This window comes from Corynebacterium sp. 239_CJEI, assembly GCF_001055995.1.
Lineage (GTDB): Bacteria > Actinomycetota > Actinomycetes > Mycobacteriales > Mycobacteriaceae > Corynebacterium > Corynebacterium jeikeium_D.
The window spans coordinates 31,308-54,432 of record NZ_JVOW01000005.1 but is presented as its reverse complement, the minus strand read 5'-3'; the positions used below and the strand labels follow the sequence as shown (position 1 = coordinate 54,432).

Below are 23,125 nucleotides of genomic sequence, written 5' to 3'. Positions count from 1 at the left end.
TAGATAGGTCTGGCTAGTTTGGAAGTCGATAACGTCTCAAGAACCGCCTGCCGGTTTTCTCCTGCCCATCTTACCCCAACGTAGTCCCCTACTGTGGATATAGCCGATGCGCTCAAAGGACCAAATTTCGCAGTTTTACGCATACCGACGGGTATTCGTAGACCGTTTACCGACCTTTACCCGTAAGTATCACGCGGTCCTCGGCCCTCGATGTGCAATTTGCCCTTGCGCCAATTCGGCGCTTTTGGCCCAAGCACCTTAATTTCCTCAACCACTCCATCCCCGACGCGTTCCGCAATCGACTTCAAAACCTGTCGCTGTGCTAGCCGCAGCTGTGTTGCCCATGCTGTCGATTGGCACTCGACCACCAAAGTGCCGTCCTTGAACTCCTTGACCTGGGAGTGTTCCGCGACAACCTTGCCGACCATCGAATCCCACTCCGTCATGATCACACCGTGGGCAATATGGATCTGCCAGCCGCGATCAACTACTGCCTTATTCAGCACCGCACCAATCGGCGCAGGTCGACGGTCATATTTCCGGTACAGCCGAATCCCCGCCTCCTTCAATAAGCTCGGCGAAATCACCGTACCGGCACGATCTCGTACCACTGCTTGCGCTGCCCGCTGCTTATCGACGTCCGCAACAATCCCCTCCGCGGCCTTCACAGGCACACGGCTATCGAGGCCAGACCACGAGCCCTTCTTCTTCGGTGGCCGCTGGAGATTCGGTAACTTGTGACCGCCCTCCTTAGCGGCATCGCGCATGCGGAAGAAAGCGTCGCTGATCAGGTCCTTTTCTTCTTCCGGTGAGTTATCCGGCTCCATGTTCTCGACCATACCCGTCACTCTTCCGCGACTGGGTTTTCATCCAGCAGTGAGATTCTCCCCTGCTCAGTCTGCGCCACCGTCACCGTGTGATGAGTGACAGAAGAATCCTCGACCAGTGCCTGAGGCAACTCCTCCCCCACCGCCGAGGTGATCAACACCTGCTCAGCCTGCTGCGCGATTTCCATGAGAGCTTCCCGACGATGCCGGTCGAGCTCCGCAAACACGTCGTCAAGCACCAAAATCGGGTCGGGTCCATCGGCCCGGAGCAAAAAGTACGCGCCGAGACGCAGCGCGAGTGCAAAAGACCAGGTTTCGCCGTGGCTAGCAAAGCCCTTGGCGGGGTCATTGCCGAGAATGAGGTCGAGATCATCGCGATGCGGACCAACGAGACAGGAACCGCGCTCAATCTCCGCGGTGCGGCGCTCCGCCATCTTCGTCAGCAGCAGTGCCTCGAGCAGCTCCGGTTCGCTGGGCAATGGCCCGCCATCCAGGCTGTCGACCTTCGGCGCATAGGCAATCGTGGCTGGGCGCGAGTGCGGGGCAAGCGTGGCATAGGCCTCGCTGACATGCTCGGAAAGCTCGGCGATCAAATCCATGCGCGCAGCCATTAACGCCGCTCCCACCTGCGCCAATTGCGCATCCCAGGTATCCAGCGTGCTCAGTGCGGCCTGCCCCTCCGAGGAAGAATAGCCACGGCGCAGCGTCGAGCCCGCCGACTTCAGCAGCGCATTCTTCTGACGCAAAATCTTGTCATATTGAATGCGGATACCGGCGGACAGTGGCCGTCGTAAAGCGAGCAAATCATCGATGTATCGGCGACGGGAAGCGGGCTCGCCCTTGACCAGCGTGAGATCCTCGGGCGAGAAAAAGACCGACTTGACGATCCCCAGCAGCTCCCGCGGAGACTTCAGCCGCGTGCGATTAATCTGCGCCTGATTCGCGCGATGCGGATTGATGAGCAGATGCGCCGTCAGCTCGCGGCCATCATTGACTGCCGTCGCCGAAATGCGTGCCGACGGGGTCCCCGAACGAACCAGCGGAGCATCCGTAGACACTCGATGCGAGCCGAGCGTGGAGAGATATCCAACGGCCTCAACAATATTGGTCTTGCCGTAGCCATTTTGCCCGGTAAATACGGTAATTCCAGGCGTGAACTCGACTTCCAACTCCGGCCAGGAGCGGAAGTCCCGCAAGGACAAATACCGAATGTGCATAGCCGCAAACTAGCCCGGCAGGCGCACAGGCATCAGCAGGTAAGTGAAGTCGGTCTCCGGCGTTGGGTAGAAGCCGTCCTCACCGAGCTCCGGGATAGCTTCCGGCTCTGGAATGAGAATCGCGGGACGCGACGGCTGCGTAAAGCCCAGCAGAACGCGGTGGGAGCGAACAGCGCTGAGCCCCTCGAGCAGGTACTGCGGGTTGAAGGCGATCAGAAGTGGTTCCCCATAGAAGTTGCAGGCCACAGTCTCTTCTGCGTGACCGACCTCGTCGCCATGAGCGGAAAGGACAACCTGGCCGTCGGAGAAGTCCATGCGAATCTGCGCACCGTGATCCGCCATCAGAGACACACGACGGATGGCATCCTGCAGCTGGTCAACACGAGCAACAGCCATGGAGGAATGCTGCTTCGGCAGCAGCGGACGGAACTTCGGGAACTCGGCGTCCAGCAGTCGCGTGGTAGTGCGACGAGGATCGGCGAGGATAGCCAGCAGACCTTCGGAGCCGACCTCACGATCATCAGATCCGTCGCCGAATGCCAAGGTCACTGGCTCGCTGGAAGTGGTATCGAGAGTGCGGGCAGTCTCCGCGAAGGTCTTTGCCGGGATGAGCAGCTTGGTCTCCCCCTCCGGGATCTGCTCCCACTCGAAACTGCGAACCGCCAGGCGGAAACGGTCGGTGGCAGCGAGAGTGACCTCGTTACCTTCGGTTTCCATCCGGATGCCGGTCAGCATCGGCAGCGACTCATCCTTGCCGGCAGCGATAGCGACCTGACCAATAGCCTCAGCCAACAGAGCGGCATCGACAGTGCCGGTAGCAGCCGGAGCTTCTGGTAGCTGAGGGTAATCCTCCAAGGTCAGGCTTGGTAGCTCGAAGCGGGAAGAACCACAGCGAACGATGACCTTCGTGCCATCAAAGTGCATCTCTACCTGCTTATTCGGCAGCTTAGAGACAATGTCAGAAACCAACTTGCCATTGACGGCGAAGCGACCGGGCTCATCGACCTCTGCGCTAATACGAATCTGAGTCGAGACCTCGTAGTCATAGCCAGCGAGCTGCAGACCATTGTCATCCGCGAGAAAAATCATGCCACGCAGAATCGGCTGAGTCGGGCGTGCAGGCAGGTTACGAGCAACCCAGCTCACCGCACCCGCGAGATCGTCCTTAGCCGCGCGAATACGGACTTCGGTCTGCTCCATCGTTCCTCCACCGGTATTGGATGTCTGTTATTAGCCGTCTTTTGTGTTGTCAGCACGCTATGTCAGCGCACATGACTGGAGTTACAAAGATTCCATCGTACAACTCTACTGCAGACTGCCAAAGACCTCACTGGCATTCTTGTAGTCCGTCTAGTGCTTAATCCTAGTTCTTGCTCGTTCTTGGCATTTATGAAGTTGTGCGCGAGAGGTTGCTTGCCAGAGGTTGTGCGCTGGCCCCCTTTTATCTAGAAGTTTCTAGAGATTTTTAAAGTCGGGAGTAGTAATAGGGGGTGTGCACATTGTGAAATTACATGATTCCCGCTGGTCTTCACTGATTTCGCGCTGTGGATAACCAGTGCGTCTAACTGTGGATAACTTGGGGTGTCTGTGGATAGTGTTCGGGCTTCATCTTTCATCCACAAAATTTACGAGTTGTCCACAGCTCTGTGCACGGAAAAACCGCAGTTAATAACAAGAATTCCGCACGCCGAGCCCAAGGTTTTTAAGCCGTGCCGCGAGCTCGGTCTCGAATGCGTGTAGTCAGGTCGTTGACCTGGTCCTTTGAGGGCTTCTTCTCCTGAATTTCCTTAACAATCTTGCGTTCAGCGTGCAAAACCGTCGAATGGTCACGATTTCCGAACTCCCGGCCAATCGACGGCAACGAAAGCTCAGTGAAGGACCTTGTCAAGTACATCGCGATCTGGCGAGCATGAGCGACCGGGCGAGTCTTACCCGGGCCCACCAAATCCGCAACCGTTAGGTCGAAGTACTCAGCGGTGGTGGAGATGATGATCTCCGGGGTAATCTGCACCTCGATTTCGTCGGCACCGAGGATCTCCTGCGCAAACTTCAAGGTCACAGGCTCATGAATCATGGATGCGTGAGCGCTAATCTGCAGTAGACGCCCCTCGAGCTCACGAATAGAAGACGAGGTGTTCTCCGCGATGTACTGGAGTACATCATGCGGAACGACCAAATCAGACAGCTGTGCCTTCTTCGACAGAATTGCGATTCGCGTCTCCAAGTCCGGGTATTGCAGATCCGGATTGAGCCCCCACTGGAAGCGGGTACGAAGGCGATCCTCCAGGGTCTTAAGCTCGCGTGGTGGGCGGTCCGACGACAGCACAATTTGGTGATTGGACTGGTGCAGGGCATTGAACGTATGGAAGAACTCTTCCTGTGTACCTTCCTTGCCCTCCAAGAACTGGATGTCATCGATGATGAGCATGTCCAAATCGCGGTAGCGACGCTTGAAGGATTCCTGGGCGTCGTCACGCACGGAATTAATGAAGTCGTTGGTGAACTCTTCCGAAGAAACGTAACGAACCCGCAGGTTAGGGTACAAATGCTTGGCGTAGTGACCAATGCCGTGGAGCAGGTGCGTCTTGCCAAGACCCGAACCGCCGGAGATAAACAGCGGGTTGTAGGTGCGCCCCGGAGACTCTGCAACAGCGACGGCGGCTGCGGCGGCGAACTTATTCTGCGGACCAATAACAAAGGTTTCGAAGGTGTAGTTCGGGTTGAGGGTGGGCTCCTCGAAAGGCATGCTCATCTCGGTTGGAGTGCCGTGGCTCTCGGAGCGGAAAGGACTTGTGACCTGGCGCTGATCAGCAATAGTCATCGGATTCTCGGCAGATGAGTGCGAAAGCCCCTGCGCCATTGAATCCACTGCGTCCATCGATCGGTGCTGTGACTGGGCACTCTGCTGATTATGGACATTCTGCTGGTGTGTCTGCGGCACCTGTGGCGTCTGCGTCGATCCCTGGTGCTGCTCGTGGCGATTGAAGTCATTCGCATCTGCACTGGGGAACGGGTAGTTGCGGCCAGATTGCTGTTGGTGCTGCTGGTTTGGCTGTTGACGCTGAGCCTGCTGCGGACGCGAAGCTGCAGATGGCATCTGCCCCGAGTGCTGTGCAGATGGTTGAGTGGTCTCTGCTGCCTGGCTATCTTCAGCGTCGTCAGCAGGATCGGCAACGGTGATGACCGTTTCCAACTCCTCGCCGGTCAGCGAGGCTAAGACGGCCTCGATAATGCCCTTGAGCTCTTCTTTTACCAGTGCCTGCACCACTGGCGATTGAGTGCTGAGCAGGAAAAAACCTGGAAAGTCACCAGTGTGCGTCACTGACCGCAGCAGTGCCTTGTGTGGCGGGCGTAGTGGTGCAATGCCCAACTCCGGCGCACCTTCTGGTGAAGTCAGGATAGAAACGACCTGCTCCCAGAGTCCACCTGGCAATTCTGGTTGTTCGCTCACTGTGTGAATGTCCTTTTACATGTTTACGTTCATCAAATTTATCGAGGCGACCTGTTTTTGTGGAGTGTTTTTGGCATGGCGAGAGCGCCATATCTGCCCATTTGGGGGCTATTTCTTGTAATTCGCCCTGTGGGGTGTTTCTACACAAGGTGCTATACGCCCCGAGCAGGACTTCCACATGTTTGTCCACACCTGTGGATAAACCTTGTCGCTAATTGACTAACAGTTTATCCACAGTTTGCCCACAATGAAAAATAGCCCCCTAGTCTGCGTTTACCTAGGTAAACACGTTATTTCCCCTGCTCGCTGTGATTCATGGTGTGGAAGTTATCCACAGCTGATGGGATAAACGCCCTGTGGATTGCAGTGCATAGGTTAGTATTTCCACAGGTCAACATCGGTACCGTCGGAAAACTTGGAAAATGATTCTCCAGGTAAATCCGGCGTGTTGATTTGAATTTCTCGCTCGATTCGACGTAACCTATCTGGGTGTTTCATATCCATTGAGATATGAGTCCGAGCTTGTGCTTGGACCCGACAGAACGCATGTAGCTTTCAATCTGTCGGTAAGTAATTTTTCCGTGCATCACGGGAATGCGTCAGACGCATCGCTGCCTCGCACTCGAAGCGAGGAGTTTACTGCGGTGTGTTCAGCGTGGACTCGTGGTCGTTTGAGTTTCAAGGAGTGTCAACCGTGTCGAAGCGGACGTTCCAGCCGAATAACCGCCGTCGTGCACGCGTGCACGGCTTCCGTACCCGTATGCGTACCCGTTCCGGTCGCGCCGTTGTGGCAGCACGCCGCAGCAAGGGCCGTGCCCGCCTGTCCGCTTAAGCAAGAGGACACCGATTTCGGTGCTCCCTCAGAGCAATAAGCTGCGTTCTTCGCGTGACTTCACGGTCACCGTACGACGTGGACGCCGAATCGGACGCAAGACCTTGGTCTTGCATATTCGTGACACCGCCGCTTCTGGCGGTGAAGATAAGACCGATACGCAGATTGCCAGGTTTGGTGGTCCGCGTGTCGGTCTTGTCGTATCTAAAGCTGTGGGCAACGCCGTGACTCGTCACGCTGTATCCCGCAGGCTCCGCCATGTTATGGCCGCGGCCGCGCAGAATCTTCCGTCCACCATGGACATTGTCGTTCGCGCGCTGCCTGCATCTGCCACAGCCACCAGCCAGGAGCTGTCCCACGATGTGCAATCGGCACTCGCCACATACGAACGTCGGCGCTAATTCGCTTGACGACGGCCCCCTCGCTCAGACCCCCGGCGCACGTGTGGCTGAGAGGGCGATTCTCTTCTACCGCCGTCGTATCTCTAATCTGAAGCCCACGAGCACATGTCGTTTTGAACCGACGTGCTCCGCATATGGTCTTGAGGCTGTGCGCCGTTTCGGAGCTATTCGTGGCCTGTGGCTGACTTTCTTGCGCATCTTCCGTTGCGCACCCTGGCATCCGGGTGGCTGGGATCCAGTTCCTGCCACATTCCCCGGCCTGGGTTCGTGGTTGAGGCGAATGCACAGGTAACCTCTAGTAATGCTTAGCCTTTGACGGGGCTTTGTAGACGAAGGCGCGAGTGCGCTGTCCCCTAAAGAACGGAGTGATCTTAGACCGTGCTCAATTTCGTGTATGTGCCGATTTCGGCCATCCTGTGGTTCTGGCATAAGGCCTCAGGTTTCCTATTCGATCCCTCCTCGGGTATCTCCTGGGTGCTGGCCATTATTTTGCTTGTGGTCACCATCCGTATCCTCCTGTTTAAGCCGATGCTGAACCAGCAGCGTTCTGCCATCAAGATGCAGCAGTTCGCTCCTGAGATGCAGGCCATCAAGGAGAAGTACAAGAACGATCAGCAGGCTCAGGCTCTTGCTATGCGCCAGCTACAGAAGGAAATGGGTGTCAACCCGCTCGGCGGCTGTCTGCCGATTCTGGTTCAGATGCCTGTGTTCATTGGCCTTTTCCACGTGCTGCGTTCGTTCAACCGAACGGGTACGACGGGCAATGCGCTCGGCATGTCGGTGGAGCAGAACTGGAATACGCCTAACTACGTCTTCGGTGTAGATGAGGTGCGGTCCTTCCTGCTGGCTCGTGTGCTCAATGCTCCACTGTCCAGTTCGGTTGGTATGGGTGAGGATCAATACGCAGCCTTTACTGTGCCTGGTACGCCTGCGGACTTCACCCGCATGGACATCATGATCGTTGCCATTCCGCTGATTGTTATCGCGGCACTTGCAACGCACTTCAACGCTCGCATGTCTGTTGACCGCACGCGTGCCCGCCAGGAAGCCGGTCTGGTGAAGCGCCAGGAAGGCGTTATGGGTCAGCAGATGGACATGATGAACAAGATGATGCTTTGGTTCTTCCCAATCATGATTCTTGTTACCGGTGCTTTCTGGCACATCGGCCTTCTTGTCTACATGGTGACTAACAACGTCTGGACCTACTTCCAGCAGCGCTACATCTTCGGCAAGCTGGATGAGGAAGAGAAGGAAGCTGTCGCAGCTAAGAAGGCTGCCAAGCGCGAGGCACAGGAGAAGCTCGCTCCGAAGGTTGGCCAGAAGCCAATCAATCCGAAGAAGGGTGGCAAGCGTCAGGCAGCGCAGAATGCGCAGCAGGCGCAGTCCGGTCAGGCCTCTGCAGCGAACAAGGCTTCTAGCCATCTTCCGGATGGTAATTCGGGGAAGGGACAGCAGGGCCCAGTCTCGAAGCCAGCGCCAGGACAGAAACCCGCAAATCGGAAGAACCGGAAGCGGAAAAAGAAATAGCTGAAGTGGAATCGCCCTTCGTCTACATAAGTTAATTAATCGAAACGCCCCGCAGTTGATGCGGGGCGTTTTTGCTTGCCTTGGTACTCTATCGCGCAGACAACGTCGCTGTTATTACAGGCATGTAATTTTCTGTGGGGCCTGGAGTTTGGCATCCAACTCCGGTCAATGTTTCACGTGAAACATGGCTGTTGCACTGTCGTACACTAGGGGTAATGAAAAGCTCGACGGGTGACGGCACAGCTGCCCCATTGGAAAGGTTAGTGGAACTGTTGAGTAACTCCGCGAAAGACGTCGATAATCAAGAAGCCTCCGCAGGTTTGGTCGATCCGGATCTGCGTTCGGTGATAGATACCGTGTTTGGAGGGAATGCCGATCGAGCATACCGCTACCATTCATGGTTGGCTGAGGAGGCTACAGTCCGAGGTTTGATTGGGCCACGTGAAACTCCAAAGCTGTGGGATCGGCACATTATCAATTCTGCGGTAGTTGGAGAAGCGATAGGCAAAGGGCTTCTAGTTGCGGACATTGGTTCGGGGGCAGGCTTGCCCGGGATTCCGCTTGCTCTTGCACGACCAGATTTGAAGGTGGTTCTTGTGGAACCATTGCTGCGCCGTACGACTTTCTTGAACGAGGTTGTGGAAGATCTCGAGCTGGACAATGTGACCGTGGTTCGCGGCCGCGCTGAGGAGAAAGTGGTTCGCGCTGAGGTTGGCCAAGTAGATGTCGTCACTTCTCGCGCTGTTGCCCCTCTTGGGAAATTGGCGGGCTGGTCGCTTCCTTTAGTTAAATCCGGAGGCGCGATGGTTGCACTGAAGGGTGGAACTGCGCAAGAGGAGATTGATCGGGACGCAAAGCTTATTGCCAAGGCGAAGGGAACTAATCCCCGCGTTGTAGAGGTTGGCGGTTCCGTGTTGGGAACTTCGACGTACGCCGTGATTATTCAGAAGAAGTAGGTTGTAAGTCCCCCTCCCCTACTCCACTGCCGGTTCGCTTGTGTTTTGGTTTCGACATTGAGGCGCGTAGTGCCGTCGGGCTAGAGTGGGATAAGTATCGCGGTATGGCAAAGTCCTACCGGCCAAGGTGGATGTTTCACGTGAAACATTTCCACAATCGTCGGCGTCTAACGCTTGTTGGGGCTTGATGATTACGCTTTTGCAGATAGTTACTAAGTTTTTATTCGCACTCCAGTGGCCATGATTGGTGATTGCTGTGCTTGTAAGGGGAATAGTTAATGAGCCGGAAGTCCTGGCAAGACACACCCATCGCTGCGGCAGCTCAACGGGCAGCGCAAGTTAAGGCCCCGAACCGTTTATCGCTTCCACGCCCCGAACGCCCGCGCCGTATTACTATCGCCAACCAGAAGGGTGGCGTGGGCAAGACCACTTCGGCAGTCAACATCGCGTCGGCGCTCGCGCGGCATGGTCTCAAGGTGCTAGTCATCGATAATGACCCGCAGGGAAATGCTTCTACGGCCCTGGGGATTGAGCATGTTTCCGGGACCCCGTCGACGTATGAGCTTCTAATTGGCGAACTACAGATTGACGATGTCATCCAGCGTTCCCCTGAATCTGAGAATCTCTTTTGTGTGCCAGCGACATTGGACTTGGCGGGCTCCGAGATTGAGCTGGTCTCGCTCCTGAACCGTGAGCGCCGACTTCTCGATGCAGTGTCAGATCAGTACCTGATTGACAACGGCTTTGACTTTCTCATTATTGACTGCCCTCCTTCGCTCGGTCTGTTGACTCTGAATTCGATGACTGCCGCCAACGAGGTTTTGATCCCGATTCAGTGTGAGTTTTACGCCTTGGAGGGTGTGACTCAGCTGATGAATAACGTGCAGATGATTCGTCAGCATCTCAATCCGGAGCTACATATTTCTGCTGTGCTGCTCACTATGTTCGATGGCCGCACCAAGCTTTCGGAAGAAGTTGCCAATGAGGTTCGTAACTACTTCGGTGAGGTTGTGCTACGTAATCTCATCCCTCGATCTGTGAAGGTATCGGAGGCGCCGGGATATTCGCAGACCGTAATTTCCTACGATCCAGGGTCTCGGGGCGCAGTTGCTTATCTTGACGCCGCGAAGGAATTGGCAACGCGTGGCGACTATTCAGCAGTTTCGGGTGGAAGTGCGATTGGGCAAAAACCAGCTTCCTCCCCTACCCCGTCCAATTCCACTGAGACAAATTAAAGCCACTAGGAGTAGTTACCGATGTCGAATCAAAAAAAGGAGAACCGCAAGGGAGGGCTCGGTCGCGGTATCGCCGCGCTGATCCCAACTGCTCCGGCGGCTAACCCCTCGGTAGGTGAGAGTGCCGCGGATATTATCTTCGGTCCCCGCCGTACCCAGGGGACGAAGCAGCCTGGAAGTAGCGGAGTTGCCGACGTACTGGGGGCAGCCGCGACGGGATCCGGCACCTCGTTGACTGAAGGGAAAAACGCCGGAAAATCTGCAAAATCCGGCCAGAGCAAACCTCATACCAATGAGGCGCAGAAACGTCACAGTGACAATAAGACTATTGGTAAGTGTAGCGATGTTTCACGTGAAACATCGCCCTCGACGACATCGGGAGTAGCGGACCATAGCGGCGCCAAGCCGACCGATGTTGACACTTCGGCCGCAAACGAGTTTGGCGCGACCTATCGCGAAATCAACTTGAAGCTGATCACGCCGAACCCGAAGCAGCCACGAGAGGTCTTCGATGAGGAGCCCCTAAATGAGCTCGCTCACTCTATTCGTGAGTTCGGTCTATTGCAGCCGATTATCGTACGACCAATCTCTGAGGATAGTCGTGCGGCCGCACTCGAGGCAGCGCGCAAGGAAGATCCGAACGCGCCGCAACCCGAGTTTGAAATCATCATGGGTGAACGGCGCTGGCGTGCTTCTCAGCGAGCTGGGGTCGACACGATTCCCGCCATCGTTCGCGATACTCCAAACCAGGACATGCTTCGCGATGCCCTACTAGAGAACATCCATCGCGTTCAGCTGAACCCACTCGAAGAGGCCGCTGCGTACCAGCAGCTACTCGAAGAGTTTGGTGTAACTCAGGCAGAGCTGGCGGATCGAATCGGTCGCTCGCGGCCCGTTATTACCAACATGATTCGACTCTTGCAGTTGCCGGTGGAGGTACAGCGACGAGTAGCGGTCGGTGTTCTGTCGGCTGGTCACGCACGTGCCTTGCTTGGAGTTAAGGCAGGTAAGGAAGAACAGCAGCGCCTCGCCGAGCGAATTGTTGCTGAAGGACTATCCGTCCGTGCGACCGAAGAAGCAGTGACATTACTCAATGCCGGCGAGCGACCGAAAAAGCAGCACCGCGAGCCCACTCCGCAGCCGGAGGTCCTTCACAATTGGGCTGACCGCCTGTCCAATTCTTTTGATACGAAGGTGACTGCCCAGATGGGCAAGCGTAAGGGCAAAATCGTTATCGAATTCGGCAACCTCGAGGACTTTGATCGCATCATGTCACTGATGCATCTCGACGAAGAGTAAACCCGGTTACTGTGACTGAAGTATTCATCGAGAAAATTTCGCTGGCCGACATCGAAGGAATCTATCCAGAGACGATGTTAAGCCTGTTTTGGGAACAGGGCATGGAGCATATCCGTACAGCAACTGCCCTACCCCAGTTCTCGACTGAGCCGCGCGAACCTAATTTGGACCCCAGCACGCCAGAAGAGGATGAAGCGCTCAACGGTGATTTAAAGCATTCGGACGGCCAACCCCCTACTCGGCCAGGCGGAGCTAGTGAAAGCCTCTTAAATGGCGATTTAAGCCCTGATTTAGCCGCCCAGGTGCGCTTGGAGAAGGAAGCATGGCTCAATACCGTCTACCTTTCCTGGGGACCGTGCGGATATTCACTACGACGAAAGCCACCGGCATCACTTATCGATGGGAAACTTGAGACCGTCGGCACGCTGCTCTTTGCTCCGCCACGCTTCTGCCCGACGACATTTTCCATGCCTTCCGGACCAATATCGCCGGATGCGATTGCGCTGACGAGTCTGCATTACAACGCTTTAGAGGTTGACGATGACATGCTCCGCGTGCTCATTGTGACCGCTCTGCACAAGCTCGCGCTGCGCGGGATTTCAGCGGTAGAAGCGTTTGGTTGCAGTGGCACGGCGGATTCTATGTCGGCATCCACGCCGTCGTCGCCAACGCCTGACGACGGTACGGAGAATCTAATCGCTGATTTCGAAGCGCAACTCGAAGAAAAGCTGAATCCAAAGCCGTGTATTTCAGATTCGTTGGCGGCGATTAACCATAACGCCGGTGATTTGATTCGTACGCGAACCCTTCTTGACTCCGGGTTTCGGGTGGTGACTCCACATCCGATTCATCCGAAACTCCGTATCGAGTTGGATGCGGAATTGGACTGGGACGAAGAAATCGGCCATGCGTTGGATCTAAGTGCGAAAGAACCCTTTATGCGCTCAAAGCTGTTCAGTCTTTAGCGCTGGGTTTCATTGGTCAGCCGTGTTTAGGCTTTTTCCTCTTCAATCAGCTGCGCAAAGCTGTAAGCGCCGGTCATTGGCTGCTGCTCTTCATCGCCCAGGTACAGACGCTTTACAGCGACAACGATAGATTCGGCAATTACGTCCCGCTGATCTGGGGAAGAAAGAATTGCGACGTCATCCTCGTTGGTCAGGTAACCAACGGCGACTTCCACCGTGGGCATCCTGGTCAGACGGAGGAGATCCCAGGTACGGGCGTGCGAGCGGCAGTCTACCAGGCTCGTACGGGCAACAATCTCTCGCTGGATAAGGCCAGAGAGCTGTTCGCCCAGAATGGAGTTGGAGCCCTTCATCGAGCCAAAGTAAAAGGTCGCAATACCGCTGGCGCGGTTGTTGTGATAGTGGTCAGCCTGCAGGGAGATGAAGACGTCAGCGCCAAATGCGTTGGCCATCTCAGCGCGATCCTCGATGGACGGATTGTCGGTACGAGGACGAGACAGAATAGTCTCTGCACCTGCCGCGACAAGGCGACCCTCAATGCGAGAGGCCAAATCCCAAAGAATCTCTTCTTCAGAAATCTGACCGTAAGGGCCGTCGACCACAATGCCGGGCTCCCCTGCCCCAAGACCTGGATCAATGACAATGCGCTTTCCAGAGAGCTTCGGCCCCATCGTGCGCAGTATTTCCTTCTCGTGGAAGGCGTTTACAGAGCCACCAGTAACCCTCCTGCCCAAGTAGCTGAGCGCCCGGAGAGTAACGGGACCACAGATACCGTCGGGCTCCAGCCCGTAATTGAGCTGGTATTCACGTACAGAGGCATCGGTCTTCGGGCCAAAGTGGCCGTCTACTCGGGCATCGTGGAAGCCGAGTTCCTGCAAGGTAGCTTGGAGAACGCCTACGTCCTCACCGGTCATTTGTGACAGTGGATCGTAGGACAGTACGCGGGTGCCCAGAGTGTACGAGGCTTCTCGCAGTAGGCGCAGGGTGCTGTCGCGGATAATCCCGTCGGCATAGACACCGCGGGACTGTTGGAACGCCAGAAGAGCGTTGCGCATGTCCTCATCAAAGAGGTCATCGTCACCAGACCACTGAGGCGAGTTCTCCTCCGCGGCTGAGCCCTCCCAATTGGGCAGAAGCCCAAGACGAGCCAGGGTAGAACGTACCTCGGCTACACGAGGTGACCTATCGCCCACCTTCAGAAACTCTGGCACGAAAACTCCCTTCCGAACTCCACAATTATGTTTAGGCCGTTGTGGGTCCTCACAACACTTAATCAGTATTACTGGCCAGTGAGCTAAACGAAACTTCAGTTAAGAAATCCCGCGCACTCTCAGAGGATATGGTCAGCAATACCTCTCAAGTTGGCGGCAACCTGGTTCCTTCACGGTATTAAGGAAGACGTAAACCGCCATTTCCAGCAAGATTACCAGGTCGCAGGCGCGAATTGATTGTTACGAGGGCGCGTCGGCTAGCCCGACGGCAGAACCCCAGGACTAACTCTAAATCACAACCACAACTTCAGTCACATCATAATGGGGTGTGTCCAACGAAGGTGGCAGTGGCGAAGTGACGGGTGGGCAGTCGTAACCTCGTATCGGATAAGGAGCAACCCCAAGTTCTTTTAAAGGTGCTTTTCGATGAGCGACGTGATTTCGCCCTTCGGGCGGACTCCGCGAATCTCTTCGACCTTCTTGCCGTCCTTGAATAGGAGCAGGCTTGGGATGGACATAATCTGGAACATGCCAGCCAGTGCACGCTCCTCATCGACGTTGACCTTGGCGATGACGGCCTTGCCATCGAGCTCGGTCGCAACCTCGTCCAAAACGGGAGCAATCTTCTTACACGGGCCACACCACTCTGCCCAGAAATCAACAAGCACCGGCTTATCGGATTCGAGGACATCGGACTTAAAGGTGTTGGCGGTGACGGTTACCGGAGCCATGAAATTCTTCTCCTTAGAATGAGCTCGTTTGAGTTCTTAGTGGTTTTGTTTTGTGGTCTTGATTCTAATTTTTCAACCTAGCTTCTTCAGCCTCGCGTACGGATTTGGCGCTCAAGGCGTCAAAAATTAGGGCTTCCGGTGGTGCGAGTGAAGTACTAAATTGTTAATTAATGGTGTTCTTGAGAACGCTGCAAGTGCTCGATGAGTACGGGGCGTACCGGGCTATAACACGTCCCGCTGCACCCTGATTGAGCTACAGCTAACAACAATTGGGCTTACCGACTATCGGATATTCCCCATAGTTGGATATCTGCAATCGTAGGGCTTATCCAACAATTGCGATACCCCAACTATTAGGTGTTTATCCAGCTAGTGCGACTGCCCTGCTGTCATCTACCGAGTAACAGTTTCCAAGTAGTGCTCAGCATCCAGCGCAGCCTTGCAGCCAGAACCAGCGGCGGTAATTGCCTGCTGGTAATGCGAGTCAACAACATCGCCCGCCGCAAAGACGCCCTTGAGAGAGGTCTGGGTGCTCGGAGCGGCTACCTGAATGTAGCCATTCTCATCGCAATCCAGCTGATTGCGAACCATCTGCGAACGTGGCTCGTGGCCAATTGCTACGAACATGGCAGTCACATCCAGGACGGACTTCTCACCAGTGACGGTGTCTTCCAGCTCGAGACCGGTAACCGAACCCTTGTCCTCACCAAGAACCTGGGACACAACCTTGTTCGTCGCAAAGCGAATCTTGTCATTGTTCTGCGCGCGCTCGACCATGATCTTCGACGCACGGAACTCATCGCGGCGATGGACAATCGTCACCGAGCGGGCGAACTTGGTAAGGAAGGTTGCCTCTTCCATTGCGGAGTCACCGCCGCCGATGACGGCGATATCGTGGTCGCGGAAGAAGAAACCATCACAGGTGGCACAGGCGCTGACACCATGACCAAGCAGCGCCTGCTCACCCGGAGCACCGACATAACGCGGAGCGGCACCGGTTGCCAGGATGACAGCGTGAGCCTTGTGCTCTTCTTCGCCAACCCAGACAGACTTGATATCGCCGGTGAGATCCATGCGATCGACAATCTCCATGCGCAGGTCAGCGCCGAAGCGCTCTGCCTGTGCGCGCATCTGATCCATCAGCTCTGGGCCCATGATGCCCTCGGAGAAACCTGGGTAGTTCTCCACATCGGTAGTCGTCATAAGCAGGCCGCCAAACTCGATGCCCTCGAACACCACAGGCTTCAGGTCGGCACGGGCTGCGTAGGTGGCAGCCGTGTAACCGGCGGGACCGGAACCGACGATGATCAGGTCGTGAACGATATCGCTCATGAAGACTCCTATAATTTTTATCTCTCACATCACATGGCGCACAGTGATGCTCAGTAGTAAGCAAATTTTTCAGCTCCGGGAAAGAAATTACCGGAACCAGCCACCTCAACCAACGTGAGGTTAGCCATCTCTATTCCCCCAGCCTCTCCCCTGCTCCGCAGTTGTTAGGCCACCTGCACTTCTTCCAATTGTCGCCGAAGCGTACGACGCGCCCGCGCCCGCCGAGACTTCAACGTCCCGCTCGGCTGCCCAATACTGCGAGAGGTCTCCTGCAGCGAATATCCAAAGATGTCCAAGTACAGCAGGGCATCCCGTTGATCCGTTGGCAGCTGCTCCAATGCGGCGGCCATAGTCACACGTAGCGGAACATCCGGGCAGGGAATCGGCTGTGAACTCATAAACGTCTCAAAATCCTCCTCCTTATCGCAGAGAGGGATCTCCCCGAAACGACCGCGGTTGTGGTCAATACACGCATTCTTCACGATGCACGTCAGCCACGTCGCCACCGTCGAACGCCCGCGAAAATTCGCCGCCCCCGCAATTGCCCGCGCCAGCCCCTCCTGTACCCCATCCAAGGGATCGAAATCATCCCGACGATAGCGCCGCGCCATCGCTACCAACTGCGGATAATAACGCCGTGCCAACACCGCGAACGCGCGACGATCCCCCGCCAGGTGCGCCTTCAATAATTCACGATCGACCTCGTCCGCAGATGCATGCTTTTGCATACCGACGACGCCACAATCCCCCAGTCGCCGACCCATGCGGGCCTTACGGTGACTGTCCCCAATTCGATTTCTTCCCCCAAAGTTCATGGCTCCTATGCAAACACGAAACCCGCGCTCTCCGCTTGGCAAAACTGCCGTGGAGACCGCGGGCTGTGGATGAATTTCAAAACGTCCCAGTAGCTGTGGATAACTTGGGACAACTTGAACTGTTGCCACCTAAGGCAAGCTCAGAGCGTTATTCCGTACCACGCACCTGAATGTCGCCAATAGCAACTGGCAGCAACGAATCCGGAGATTGCTCAGCCAGATTGCGGTCGCCGACAAGTGGGTTGTCCGCATCGGAATTCTGCGACTCAGCATCTGTATCAGCATCTGTATCAGCGTCAGTGTCTGAGTCGCTGTCGGCTACCGCTTCCGCAGCCGTCGGCAAGCCGGAGATCCAGACAACAAGGTTCTTCCACTCAGTGTCGCGGCTATCGATTTCGATGGTCGTCGTACCTGAGGTGGCAGTAGCGCTTCCGAGAACCGTTGTGTCATCCAAGTTCGTCGAGTCAGCATCTCGTAGGCCGCGAACTTCAATGTGTGCGCCCGGGGTCGCCGCGACCTTAAGCTCTCGAATGGTTGCCGGTTCATCGAGAGTGACCCGAATACCAACGCCAGGTTTGAAGTCCTCTGGGCGATTGCCGAACTGGCTGAGGTAAGTAGAAGTTACCCAGAAGCTTTCCTCGTCATTATCGATGGTCAGCTCAGCCATGTCCGGATTGTCCGGACCTGCTGCAGGGTTGTCGGTGTCGGCTTGCCACTCGCTAGCGTCGGCAAGCGAGAGCGTCGTGACCGGAGCCGGACCGCGTCGTACGGACTCGGAGTTAATCGGTGCGTCCGAGGAACGGTTAACCAGACCAAAGATGCCCGCGGCGACGAGTGCACCGACAATGACTACGCCGACAACGACTGCGCCGGTGCTGAATGCGCGGGTGCGATTCTTGGTGTGATGAGCGTTTGATTGGGCTGCACCGCCGGCATCGACGGATTCGCGCGCACCGGTGTCGGGGTCGATTGCGAGAAACTCCGAAGAATCGGGGCCCAGCGCTGCGGCGCGCAAGTCCTCGGCGAGCGTGCGAGCTGGCGACTCCTGCCCATTGAAGTCCTCCGGGCGTGTTTGCTTCGCGCGGTCGATAGCAGCAGAAATATCGGAGGGGATGTTCGTCACGCTGTAGAACAGCTCGTCGATGACAGAAAGCAACGCGCTGTAGTCCGAACGTTGCGAGCTATCGGGCAAAACGACGGGGAAAGCGTCGTAGATGTGGCCGTCGCTGCTGATGCGCAATTGTCCAGGCTTGTTTGTCAGGCCAAGGCAGCGCCCAGATTCGTGGGCGTCGGCGATTGTCTCGGCAAGTGATGCTATTGCGAGTGCCAGGGCATCCGGGTGGGCGGCCTGATCGAACCGCTCAATACCGATACTGCTGGTCCAGTCGGCGACGATGAGCACCTCGGTGCGTGTCTTCGCCACACTATGAATGCGGGACATCCCGGTGCCAGCCAGGTCACGCAGCTCATTGGTCGTCGTGGCAATCTTCTGGGCGGCAACCGATGGCGAAGTGTCGTAGTACGGCAGTGCAATCGTGTCGACGAAGACAAGTGCGACATCTGAGTTGTCGGGATCTCCCATATCCATGGCGCGCCACAGGCGCAGACCTGGGTAGGTCGCGACTTCAGAACGCAGACGGAAACGACCACCTGAGACCATCTCGCCGGGTACATAGCGGGTCGGGCGAGAACCCTGCGTCGGCATCGGCGGCAACAGCGGCGAAGCGGTGAAGCCCTCGTTTGCCAGACCCGTGGCCTCGCCAATCAGGTTCGACGGGGCAATCGAGAAAGCATCAGCGGCGAAGCCACGTTCGCGCTCCATATCCTCACGGTCGGCGACGGCATTGTCGGCTGCATGAGGCTGCGGAGCAAAGCGACGTAGACCCGGAATGCGGCCGAGGAAGCCACCCAGAACGCGGACCTCTTCCAATGGAGCCTGAGCGAGCACCAGGCCGGTACCGATGAGGAAGACCACGCCGGTGACGATGGTCTGCAGTAGCACACCGAAGGAACCGAAGAAATCGAACAGCACAAGGTCGGTCAATGCGAATGCGCCCCAAGCAACGGCGACACCGACAAGCGACGCCCCCAGTGCCCACAGCACGGTGTGGACGGTCGCCTTACTGTCCAAGTGTCCGAGAGTGCGGCGCAAGAGCAAGAAGCCAATTATTGCGCCGGCGACGAAACCGAAACCGTTGGCGGCACCGAGCAACACGACGACGGTCTCATCGTCAGAAGCCAGACGAGGAGCGAAGAACGACAGAATCACCTTGACGGTGGTAATGCCGAGGATGATGAAAGTCGGGGTCCAGGCCTCTTCACGGGCGTAGAAAACACGCAAGTGCAAAAGCACAATGGCGTATGGAATAAGCGAGAACGCCGAGAAGGACAGCGTCCAGCCGAGAATCTCTGCGGTTTCGCGGGGGAACTCCAGATACGCGAAAAGACCGACGGCGATGGGGCGGCCGAATGCGGTGAAGAAGGCAACGATCGGCACCAGCGCAATCATGGTCAGGCGGGTACCGATGGACAGATCTCGGACCACTGCCCCATCGTTGCCGTCGGCTGCATTGCGGGACAGTCGCGGCATGATGGCGGTCAGCAAGGTAACGCCGATGATGCCGTAGGGCACCTGCAACAGCAGCCAAGCCTGCTGGTAAATCGTCGGCGCTGCCTTGGAGGCAGTCGAGGCAATATTGGTGGTGATGAAGTAACCAGCCTGGGAAATTGCCACGTAGGTGATAATCGCGACACCCATGCCGGTGAACTGTTTGATGCGGTCGTCGATACCCCACAGCGGACGCAAATCAATGCCCGCGCGCTTGAGGTAGGGAATCATGATGGCTGCCTGAATGACGACACCCAGGGTGGTACCAAGACCCAAAAGCAGGATGTGCGGATCGGAGAGTGAACCGTCCGAATCCGGACTCAACTGGCCGGGCAGGAACAGATATAGCAAGAGCGTGGCAATGGCCACGACGTTGTTAGCGACAGGTGCCCACGCACCGGGTTTAAAGATTCCCTTGGTGTTTAGCACCGCCATGAGCAGCGCAAATATGCCGTAGAAGATAATCTGCGGCAATAGTAAGAACGCAAATGACGTTGCCAGCGGAACGTTGACCTTACCGGCCTCGTTAAGGCTCAATCTGGTCAACAGTGGCGCACCTATCACCGCCAGCACCGTCACCACTGCCAACAGCGTCATAGAGACAGTCAAGAGACGTCTAATGAAGGCGGCACCGTGATCTGGATCCTCCTTCTCCGCGCGCACCAACACTGGCACCACCAGAGAAGTCAGCACTGCGCCGAGGACGATTTCCGTAATCAGGTTCGGCAGTGTGTTGGCGACGTTGAAGGCTGAAGCCACAGCCGGACCCAGCGTCGCGCCGATGAGCAGGTTTCGCAAAAAACCCGTAATGCGCGAAATCAGGGTAGCGATTGCCATCGAGCCCGTGGAGGCGACGATGTCCGAGTTCGACTGTCCCTGATTTGCGTCCGCCGTCGAGCCTGCGGAGGAATCGCTGGAAGCGGTTGCTGTCGCAGTTGCCGCCTTTGCTGGCGATGGTGATGCCGATTCCGTCATCGCGTCAGCGGCGGTATCGGCATTTGCCTTATGGCCGGATACGCGAGTTAGGTCCGGGGCCGCTTCGGCCGGCTGAGATTCAGCCGTTGGCCGCGCCGCCGGAACTGGGGCCGGTGGCGCGGGGCGACGAATGCGGCCTCGAAGTCCAGATTTATGCGCGTCTGAGTCAGTCACATGTCCTATTGTTGCTTAAAAGGGGGTCTATTTCCGAAAGTACTGAGACCGTTTTGCGGCAAAAAACCCACCAACAGTGACGATGACGAGGGTCACGATAGCCAAAACCCCAACCGAAGCGCCCGATTGCACGGAAATACTCACTGATCGAGAAATCGGCGTGCCGCCAGGTGATTCGAGCCACAGCAACAGGTTGTGGGAGTTGTCTCCACTATCCCGTGGCCGGTCTCCCTCTGGAGCATTGGTCGCCGGAGTGGATTCTGCATCATCACCCGACTTCGGAGTGAACTGAACAGTCACCGACCCCTTGGCGGGGATGGCGGCCTCATACTTCTCCTCCAACACCGAATCTCCAGCGCCGACGCGCACGAACGCGGGAACCGGCAGCGGCAGGCCATTACGAGCCAGCACCGCAATCGGCGACAGCTGCGTTGCGCGGGTGTAGACACCGCCGGGAGCTACCAACGTCACCGAATTGCGCAGGCGTCGATTCATAATCAGTGCCTGGTCGCTGAGTTCTTCGCTCCGCCGCTGCACGTCAGTTGACTGCAGCTGATTTCGCCGGCCGAGAGTTGTAAACGAGCGCAGCAAGTCGTGCCGCAGGGGACGGGTGAATTCATACCGCGTCAGCGCGACATTGGGATCGTTGGACATGATTGTGGTCAGGTCGGTGATCTCGCGGGAGGCCGTCTGAGCCTTCTCCACGAGCGTCTCACTCACTGGCGCGGGATCGGCAAGCTTGTCAATTGGAGTAACCGAGCCCGCATCCAGGTCGTGAGCTGAAGCGGTGATGGAGTCCATCAGCGGAGTCAGCTCAGCCAGGTTATCGTCCACGGCTTTCCTGACCGCAGCCATGAAATCTTCAGCGTCGCTAGCGCGTGGATCCCAACCGGACGGCGGTGCTGCCACCACAGCCGCGCGAGGGTCATCCGAATCAGTCAATGATTGGAACAGAGTGCCAATCGCTGTCTGCATCCGTGCAGCTTCGGAGTCGATTCGGAAATCGTAGCGTCCGAGCAGATTCGAATACGCCACAGTCTGGGGAGACCGTCCTGTTGCAGCCAGAGAGGTTGTCAGTGCCCCAGGGAGGGCGAAGGCGCGGCTACCGTCGGCAAGCACGCCACTATGGCCGGGGCGCAGTGTCTGACCATCGGCGGTGACGGCGGTGTTGTCTGCGACTAACACGGTGGTGTCGTGCGCGGCTTCGGGTGGAGTGGGCGACGGTGGCATCGCCTCGCCGGTATCTACGCGGTCTTCGAATGCGCGCTCCGGGGCGGTCCCGCTCAGGGCCGTCGCCGCCGAGTACAGCGGGGCGCTTTCCGACGTCACGTATCCCTCGGCCGGCAAATAGAGGCCCGGCAGTGCCTGAACGTCCAAATGCTTGGCGATAGTCTGCCGACCAGCGGCGAGTGCCTCCATCGAAAGCTCGTGATCCCCCACGCGAGCCACGGCGCTGGCATCGGTGCCGCCCCACGGCAGTGACAGTGTGCAGGTGTCCTGTGTGAGATCGTGCAGCCGATTGAGCCAGGCGGCAGCATTGTCACTGGCGGGCATATGCGTGAGATTGGTGTCATCCGCGTTTCCCCAGGAATCCCGCAGTCGCGGAGAGGACTCCACAGGACTTGGGCGGCTGGTGCCAATCCAGTAGTCGCGGGTCATCCTGGAGATTGCGTCGAGGGTCTCCGGGTCGATGGCGATGCAGGTTGATTCCCGCAACCTCTGCCCATCCGGGCCGGCAAAGCCCTTTTCCAACGAGGTGAGCAAACCGTCGAGGCGGCCACCGCGTTCGAGAGACTCGGCCAAAGAATTGTCGGTGAGGATGAGATTCGGCGACGAGGGTGCGTCACCGGTCTCACCGCCGACCAGTGGCACTGGCTGGCTGATGGGCCAAATCAGCGAAAACGGCACTGGGTCGCGGCGGGTGGGCGCATCGGAATTGTCGGTCTCATCGTTGTCGTTCTGATCACCGGCAGGCGGTTCCGGCTCATCACCTTCCGCTTGCGGATCCGTCACCGGAAGCAGTGCGCGTGTTTCCGCCAGCAGGCGGTCGATGTCATCTGCCGGTTGCCCGTTAGCATTGATGAGCAGCGGAAACGTGCCGGCTTCCGTGATGTCGAGTCCTTCTGGAGCCGGTGCGGAGATAGGAACACTTAGCGTAACCTCACGCTTCTCCCCCGCTTTCAGCTCGATGGGGGCACTGAAGGTCCCAGCCACATCAAACACCGATTCAGGCTCAGCGAGAATCGTCCGCGCATCTGCAGAGGAAGCCAGTGCGCCGGCCCGCTGTGGGCGCAGCGCAACATTGCTGATATCCGCATCGGAGGTGTTGTGCACCTGCACCTTGATGGTCAGCGTCGAATGTAGAGCCGCGACATGCGGAGTGAAGCTGGTTATCGAAAGCCGAAGGGGGCCCTGTTCACCGACACGATTGGTGCCACTGCCCCACAACTGCTCATCTTGCGCAAAAGCTGGGGGCGCAACGGTCGTCGGCAAGCACAGTATGAGCGCTGCGGTGGCGGCCGTGACTTTACGAACAACATTTCTTGGCAACTGCAACCTGAACATGCGC

18 protein-coding genes are annotated in these 23,125 nt (G+C 57.0%); 8 read left to right on the top strand and 10 right to left on the bottom strand.

Features of this window, described 5'->3' with window-relative positions; genetic code table 11:
* Nucleotides 1–176: 176 nt before the first annotated feature.
* The 4 genes from ADB08_RS01075 to dnaA all read right to left on the bottom strand — a co-directional run bounded on the left by ADB08_RS01075 (nucleotide 177) and on the right by dnaA (nucleotide 5,495).
* Entirely contained in the window at nucleotides 177–839 is a 663-nt protein-coding gene (locus tag ADB08_RS01075) for a DUF721 domain-containing protein (RefSeq protein WP_049170117.1), read from the bottom strand.
* Between the two features lie 5 nt (nucleotides 840–844).
* On the bottom strand, nucleotides 845–2,044 hold the full coding sequence (gene recF / locus ADB08_RS01070; protein WP_049170115.1) for a DNA replication/repair protein RecF: 1,200 nt from the start codon (nucleotides 2,042–2,044) through the stop codon (nucleotides 845–847).
* A gap of 9 nt (nucleotides 2,045–2,053) precedes the next feature.
* Complete coding sequence (gene dnaN / locus ADB08_RS01065; protein WP_048731377.1) at nucleotides 2,054–3,244, bottom strand: DNA polymerase III subunit beta; 1,191 nt, start codon at nucleotides 3,242–3,244, stop codon at nucleotides 2,054–2,056.
* A 502-nt stretch (nucleotides 3,245–3,746) separates the two neighbouring features.
* A complete protein-coding gene (gene dnaA, locus ADB08_RS01060) occupies nucleotides 3,747–5,495 on the bottom strand; it encodes a chromosomal replication initiator protein DnaA (protein ID WP_049170112.1) in 1,749 nt (582 codons plus the stop codon).
* A 694-nt stretch (nucleotides 5,496–6,189) separates the two neighbouring features.
* On the opposite strand from dnaA, the gene rpmH reads away from it, so the two are divergent.
* From rpmH to ADB08_RS01025, 8 genes are all read left to right on the top strand, one after another.
* Nucleotides 6,190–6,327, top strand: a complete 138-nt coding sequence (gene rpmH / locus ADB08_RS01055; protein WP_005511646.1) for a 50S ribosomal protein L34 — start codon at nucleotides 6,190–6,192, stop codon at nucleotides 6,325–6,327.
* Between the two features lie 20 nt (nucleotides 6,328–6,347).
* Nucleotides 6,348–6,728: a ribonuclease P protein component gene (gene rnpA / locus ADB08_RS01050; RefSeq protein ID WP_049170110.1), complete on the top strand. Its 381-nt coding sequence runs from the start codon at nucleotides 6,348–6,350 to the stop codon at nucleotides 6,726–6,728.
* Nucleotides 6,688–7,020, top strand: a complete 333-nt coding sequence (gene yidD, locus ADB08_RS11250) for a membrane protein insertion efficiency factor YidD (protein WP_080969543.1) — start codon at nucleotides 6,688–6,690, stop codon at nucleotides 7,018–7,020. Before rnpA ends, yidD begins: the two co-directional genes overlap by 41 nt.
* 86 nt (nucleotides 7,021–7,106) lie before the next feature.
* Nucleotides 7,107–8,255, top strand: coding sequence for a membrane protein insertase YidC (gene yidC / locus ADB08_RS01045; protein ID WP_049170108.1), 1,149 nt, complete (start codon nucleotides 7,107–7,109; stop codon nucleotides 8,253–8,255).
* A 320-nt stretch (nucleotides 8,256–8,575) separates the two neighbouring features.
* Nucleotides 8,576–9,211, top strand: coding sequence for a 16S rRNA (guanine(527)-N(7))-methyltransferase RsmG (gene rsmG, locus ADB08_RS01040; protein ID WP_224783766.1), 636 nt, complete (start codon nucleotides 8,576–8,578; stop codon nucleotides 9,209–9,211).
* A 278-nt stretch (nucleotides 9,212–9,489) separates the two neighbouring features.
* Nucleotides 9,490–10,446: a ParA family protein gene (locus ADB08_RS01035; protein ID WP_048733133.1), complete on the top strand. Its 957-nt coding sequence runs from the start codon at nucleotides 9,490–9,492 to the stop codon at nucleotides 10,444–10,446.
* A 21-nt stretch (nucleotides 10,447–10,467) separates the two neighbouring features.
* Entirely contained in the window at nucleotides 10,468–11,745 is a 1,278-nt protein-coding gene (locus ADB08_RS01030) for a ParB/RepB/Spo0J family partition protein (protein ID WP_049170106.1), read from the top strand.
* An 11-nt stretch (nucleotides 11,746–11,756) separates the two neighbouring features.
* The gene (locus ADB08_RS01025; protein ID WP_049170104.1) at nucleotides 11,757–12,710 is read left to right on the top strand and encodes a hypothetical protein; all 954 of its coding nucleotides are present in this window, start codon (nucleotides 11,757–11,759) and stop codon (nucleotides 12,708–12,710) included.
* A gap of 26 nt (nucleotides 12,711–12,736) precedes the next feature.
* Here ADB08_RS01025 and ADB08_RS01020 read toward each other — a convergent pair whose 3' ends face one another.
* The 6 genes from ADB08_RS01020 to ADB08_RS00995 form a co-directional block, all read right to left on the bottom strand.
* The gene (locus ADB08_RS01020) at nucleotides 12,737–13,921 is read right to left on the bottom strand and encodes an N-acetylmuramoyl-L-alanine amidase (protein ID WP_048733139.1); all 1,185 of its coding nucleotides are present in this window, start codon (nucleotides 13,919–13,921) and stop codon (nucleotides 12,737–12,739) included.
* Nucleotides 13,922–14,331: 410 nt separating this feature from the next.
* Entirely contained in the window at nucleotides 14,332–14,652 is a 321-nt protein-coding gene (trxA, locus tag ADB08_RS01015) for a thioredoxin (RefSeq protein WP_016421730.1), read from the bottom strand.
* A 393-nt stretch (nucleotides 14,653–15,045) separates the two neighbouring features.
* Complete coding sequence (gene trxB / locus ADB08_RS01010) at nucleotides 15,046–15,984, bottom strand: thioredoxin-disulfide reductase (protein ID WP_049170102.1); 939 nt, start codon at nucleotides 15,982–15,984, stop codon at nucleotides 15,046–15,048.
* A 164-nt stretch (nucleotides 15,985–16,148) separates the two neighbouring features.
* Nucleotides 16,149–16,712, bottom strand: coding sequence for a sigma-70 family RNA polymerase sigma factor (locus ADB08_RS01005; protein ID WP_224783764.1), 564 nt, complete (start codon nucleotides 16,710–16,712; stop codon nucleotides 16,149–16,151).
* 235 nt (nucleotides 16,713–16,947) lie between these two features.
* The gene (locus ADB08_RS01000; protein ID WP_049170098.1) at nucleotides 16,948–20,556 is read right to left on the bottom strand and encodes a murein biosynthesis integral membrane protein MurJ; all 3,609 of its coding nucleotides are present in this window, start codon (nucleotides 20,554–20,556) and stop codon (nucleotides 16,948–16,950) included.
* Nucleotides 20,557–20,583: 27 nt separating this feature from the next.
* Nucleotides 20,584–23,121, bottom strand: a complete 2,538-nt coding sequence (locus tag ADB08_RS00995; RefSeq protein ID WP_049170095.1) for a hypothetical protein — start codon at nucleotides 23,119–23,121, stop codon at nucleotides 20,584–20,586.
* Nucleotides 23,122–23,125 lie beyond the last annotated feature (4 nt).

Bases quoted from the DNA above. Each gene is read 5' to 3' on its own strand.
- ADB08_RS01075 (WP_049170117.1), bottom strand. From the start codon at position 839: ATGGTCGAGAACATGGAGCCGGATAACTCACCGGAAGAAGAAAAGGAC.
- recF (WP_049170115.1), bottom strand. From the start codon at position 2,044: ATGCACATTCGGTATTTGTCCTTGCGGGACTTCCGCTCCTGGCCGGAG.
- dnaN (WP_048731377.1), bottom strand. From the start codon at position 3,244: ATGGAGCAGACCGAAGTCCGTATTCGCGCGGCTAAGGACGATCTCGCG.
- yidD (WP_080969543.1), top strand. From the start codon at position 6,688: ATGTGCAATCGGCACTCGCCACATACGAACGTCGGCGCTAATTCGCTT.
- ADB08_RS01035 (WP_048733133.1), top strand. From the start codon at position 9,490: ATGAGCCGGAAGTCCTGGCAAGACACACCCATCGCTGCGGCAGCTCAA.
- ADB08_RS01030 (WP_049170106.1), top strand. From the start codon at position 10,468: ATGTCGAATCAAAAAAAGGAGAACCGCAAGGGAGGGCTCGGTCGCGGT.
- trxA (WP_016421730.1), bottom strand. From the start codon at position 14,652: ATGGCTCCGGTAACCGTCACCGCCAACACCTTTAAGTCCGATGTCCTC.
- trxB (WP_049170102.1), bottom strand. From the start codon at position 15,984: ATGAGCGATATCGTTCACGACCTGATCATCGTCGGTTCCGGTCCCGCC.
- ADB08_RS01005 (WP_224783764.1), bottom strand. From the start codon at position 16,712: ATGCAAAAGCATGCATCTGCGGACGAGGTCGATCGTGAATTATTGAAG.
- ADB08_RS00995 (WP_049170095.1), bottom strand. From the start codon at position 23,121: ATGTTCAGGTTGCAGTTGCCAAGAAATGTTGTTCGTAAAGTCACGGCC.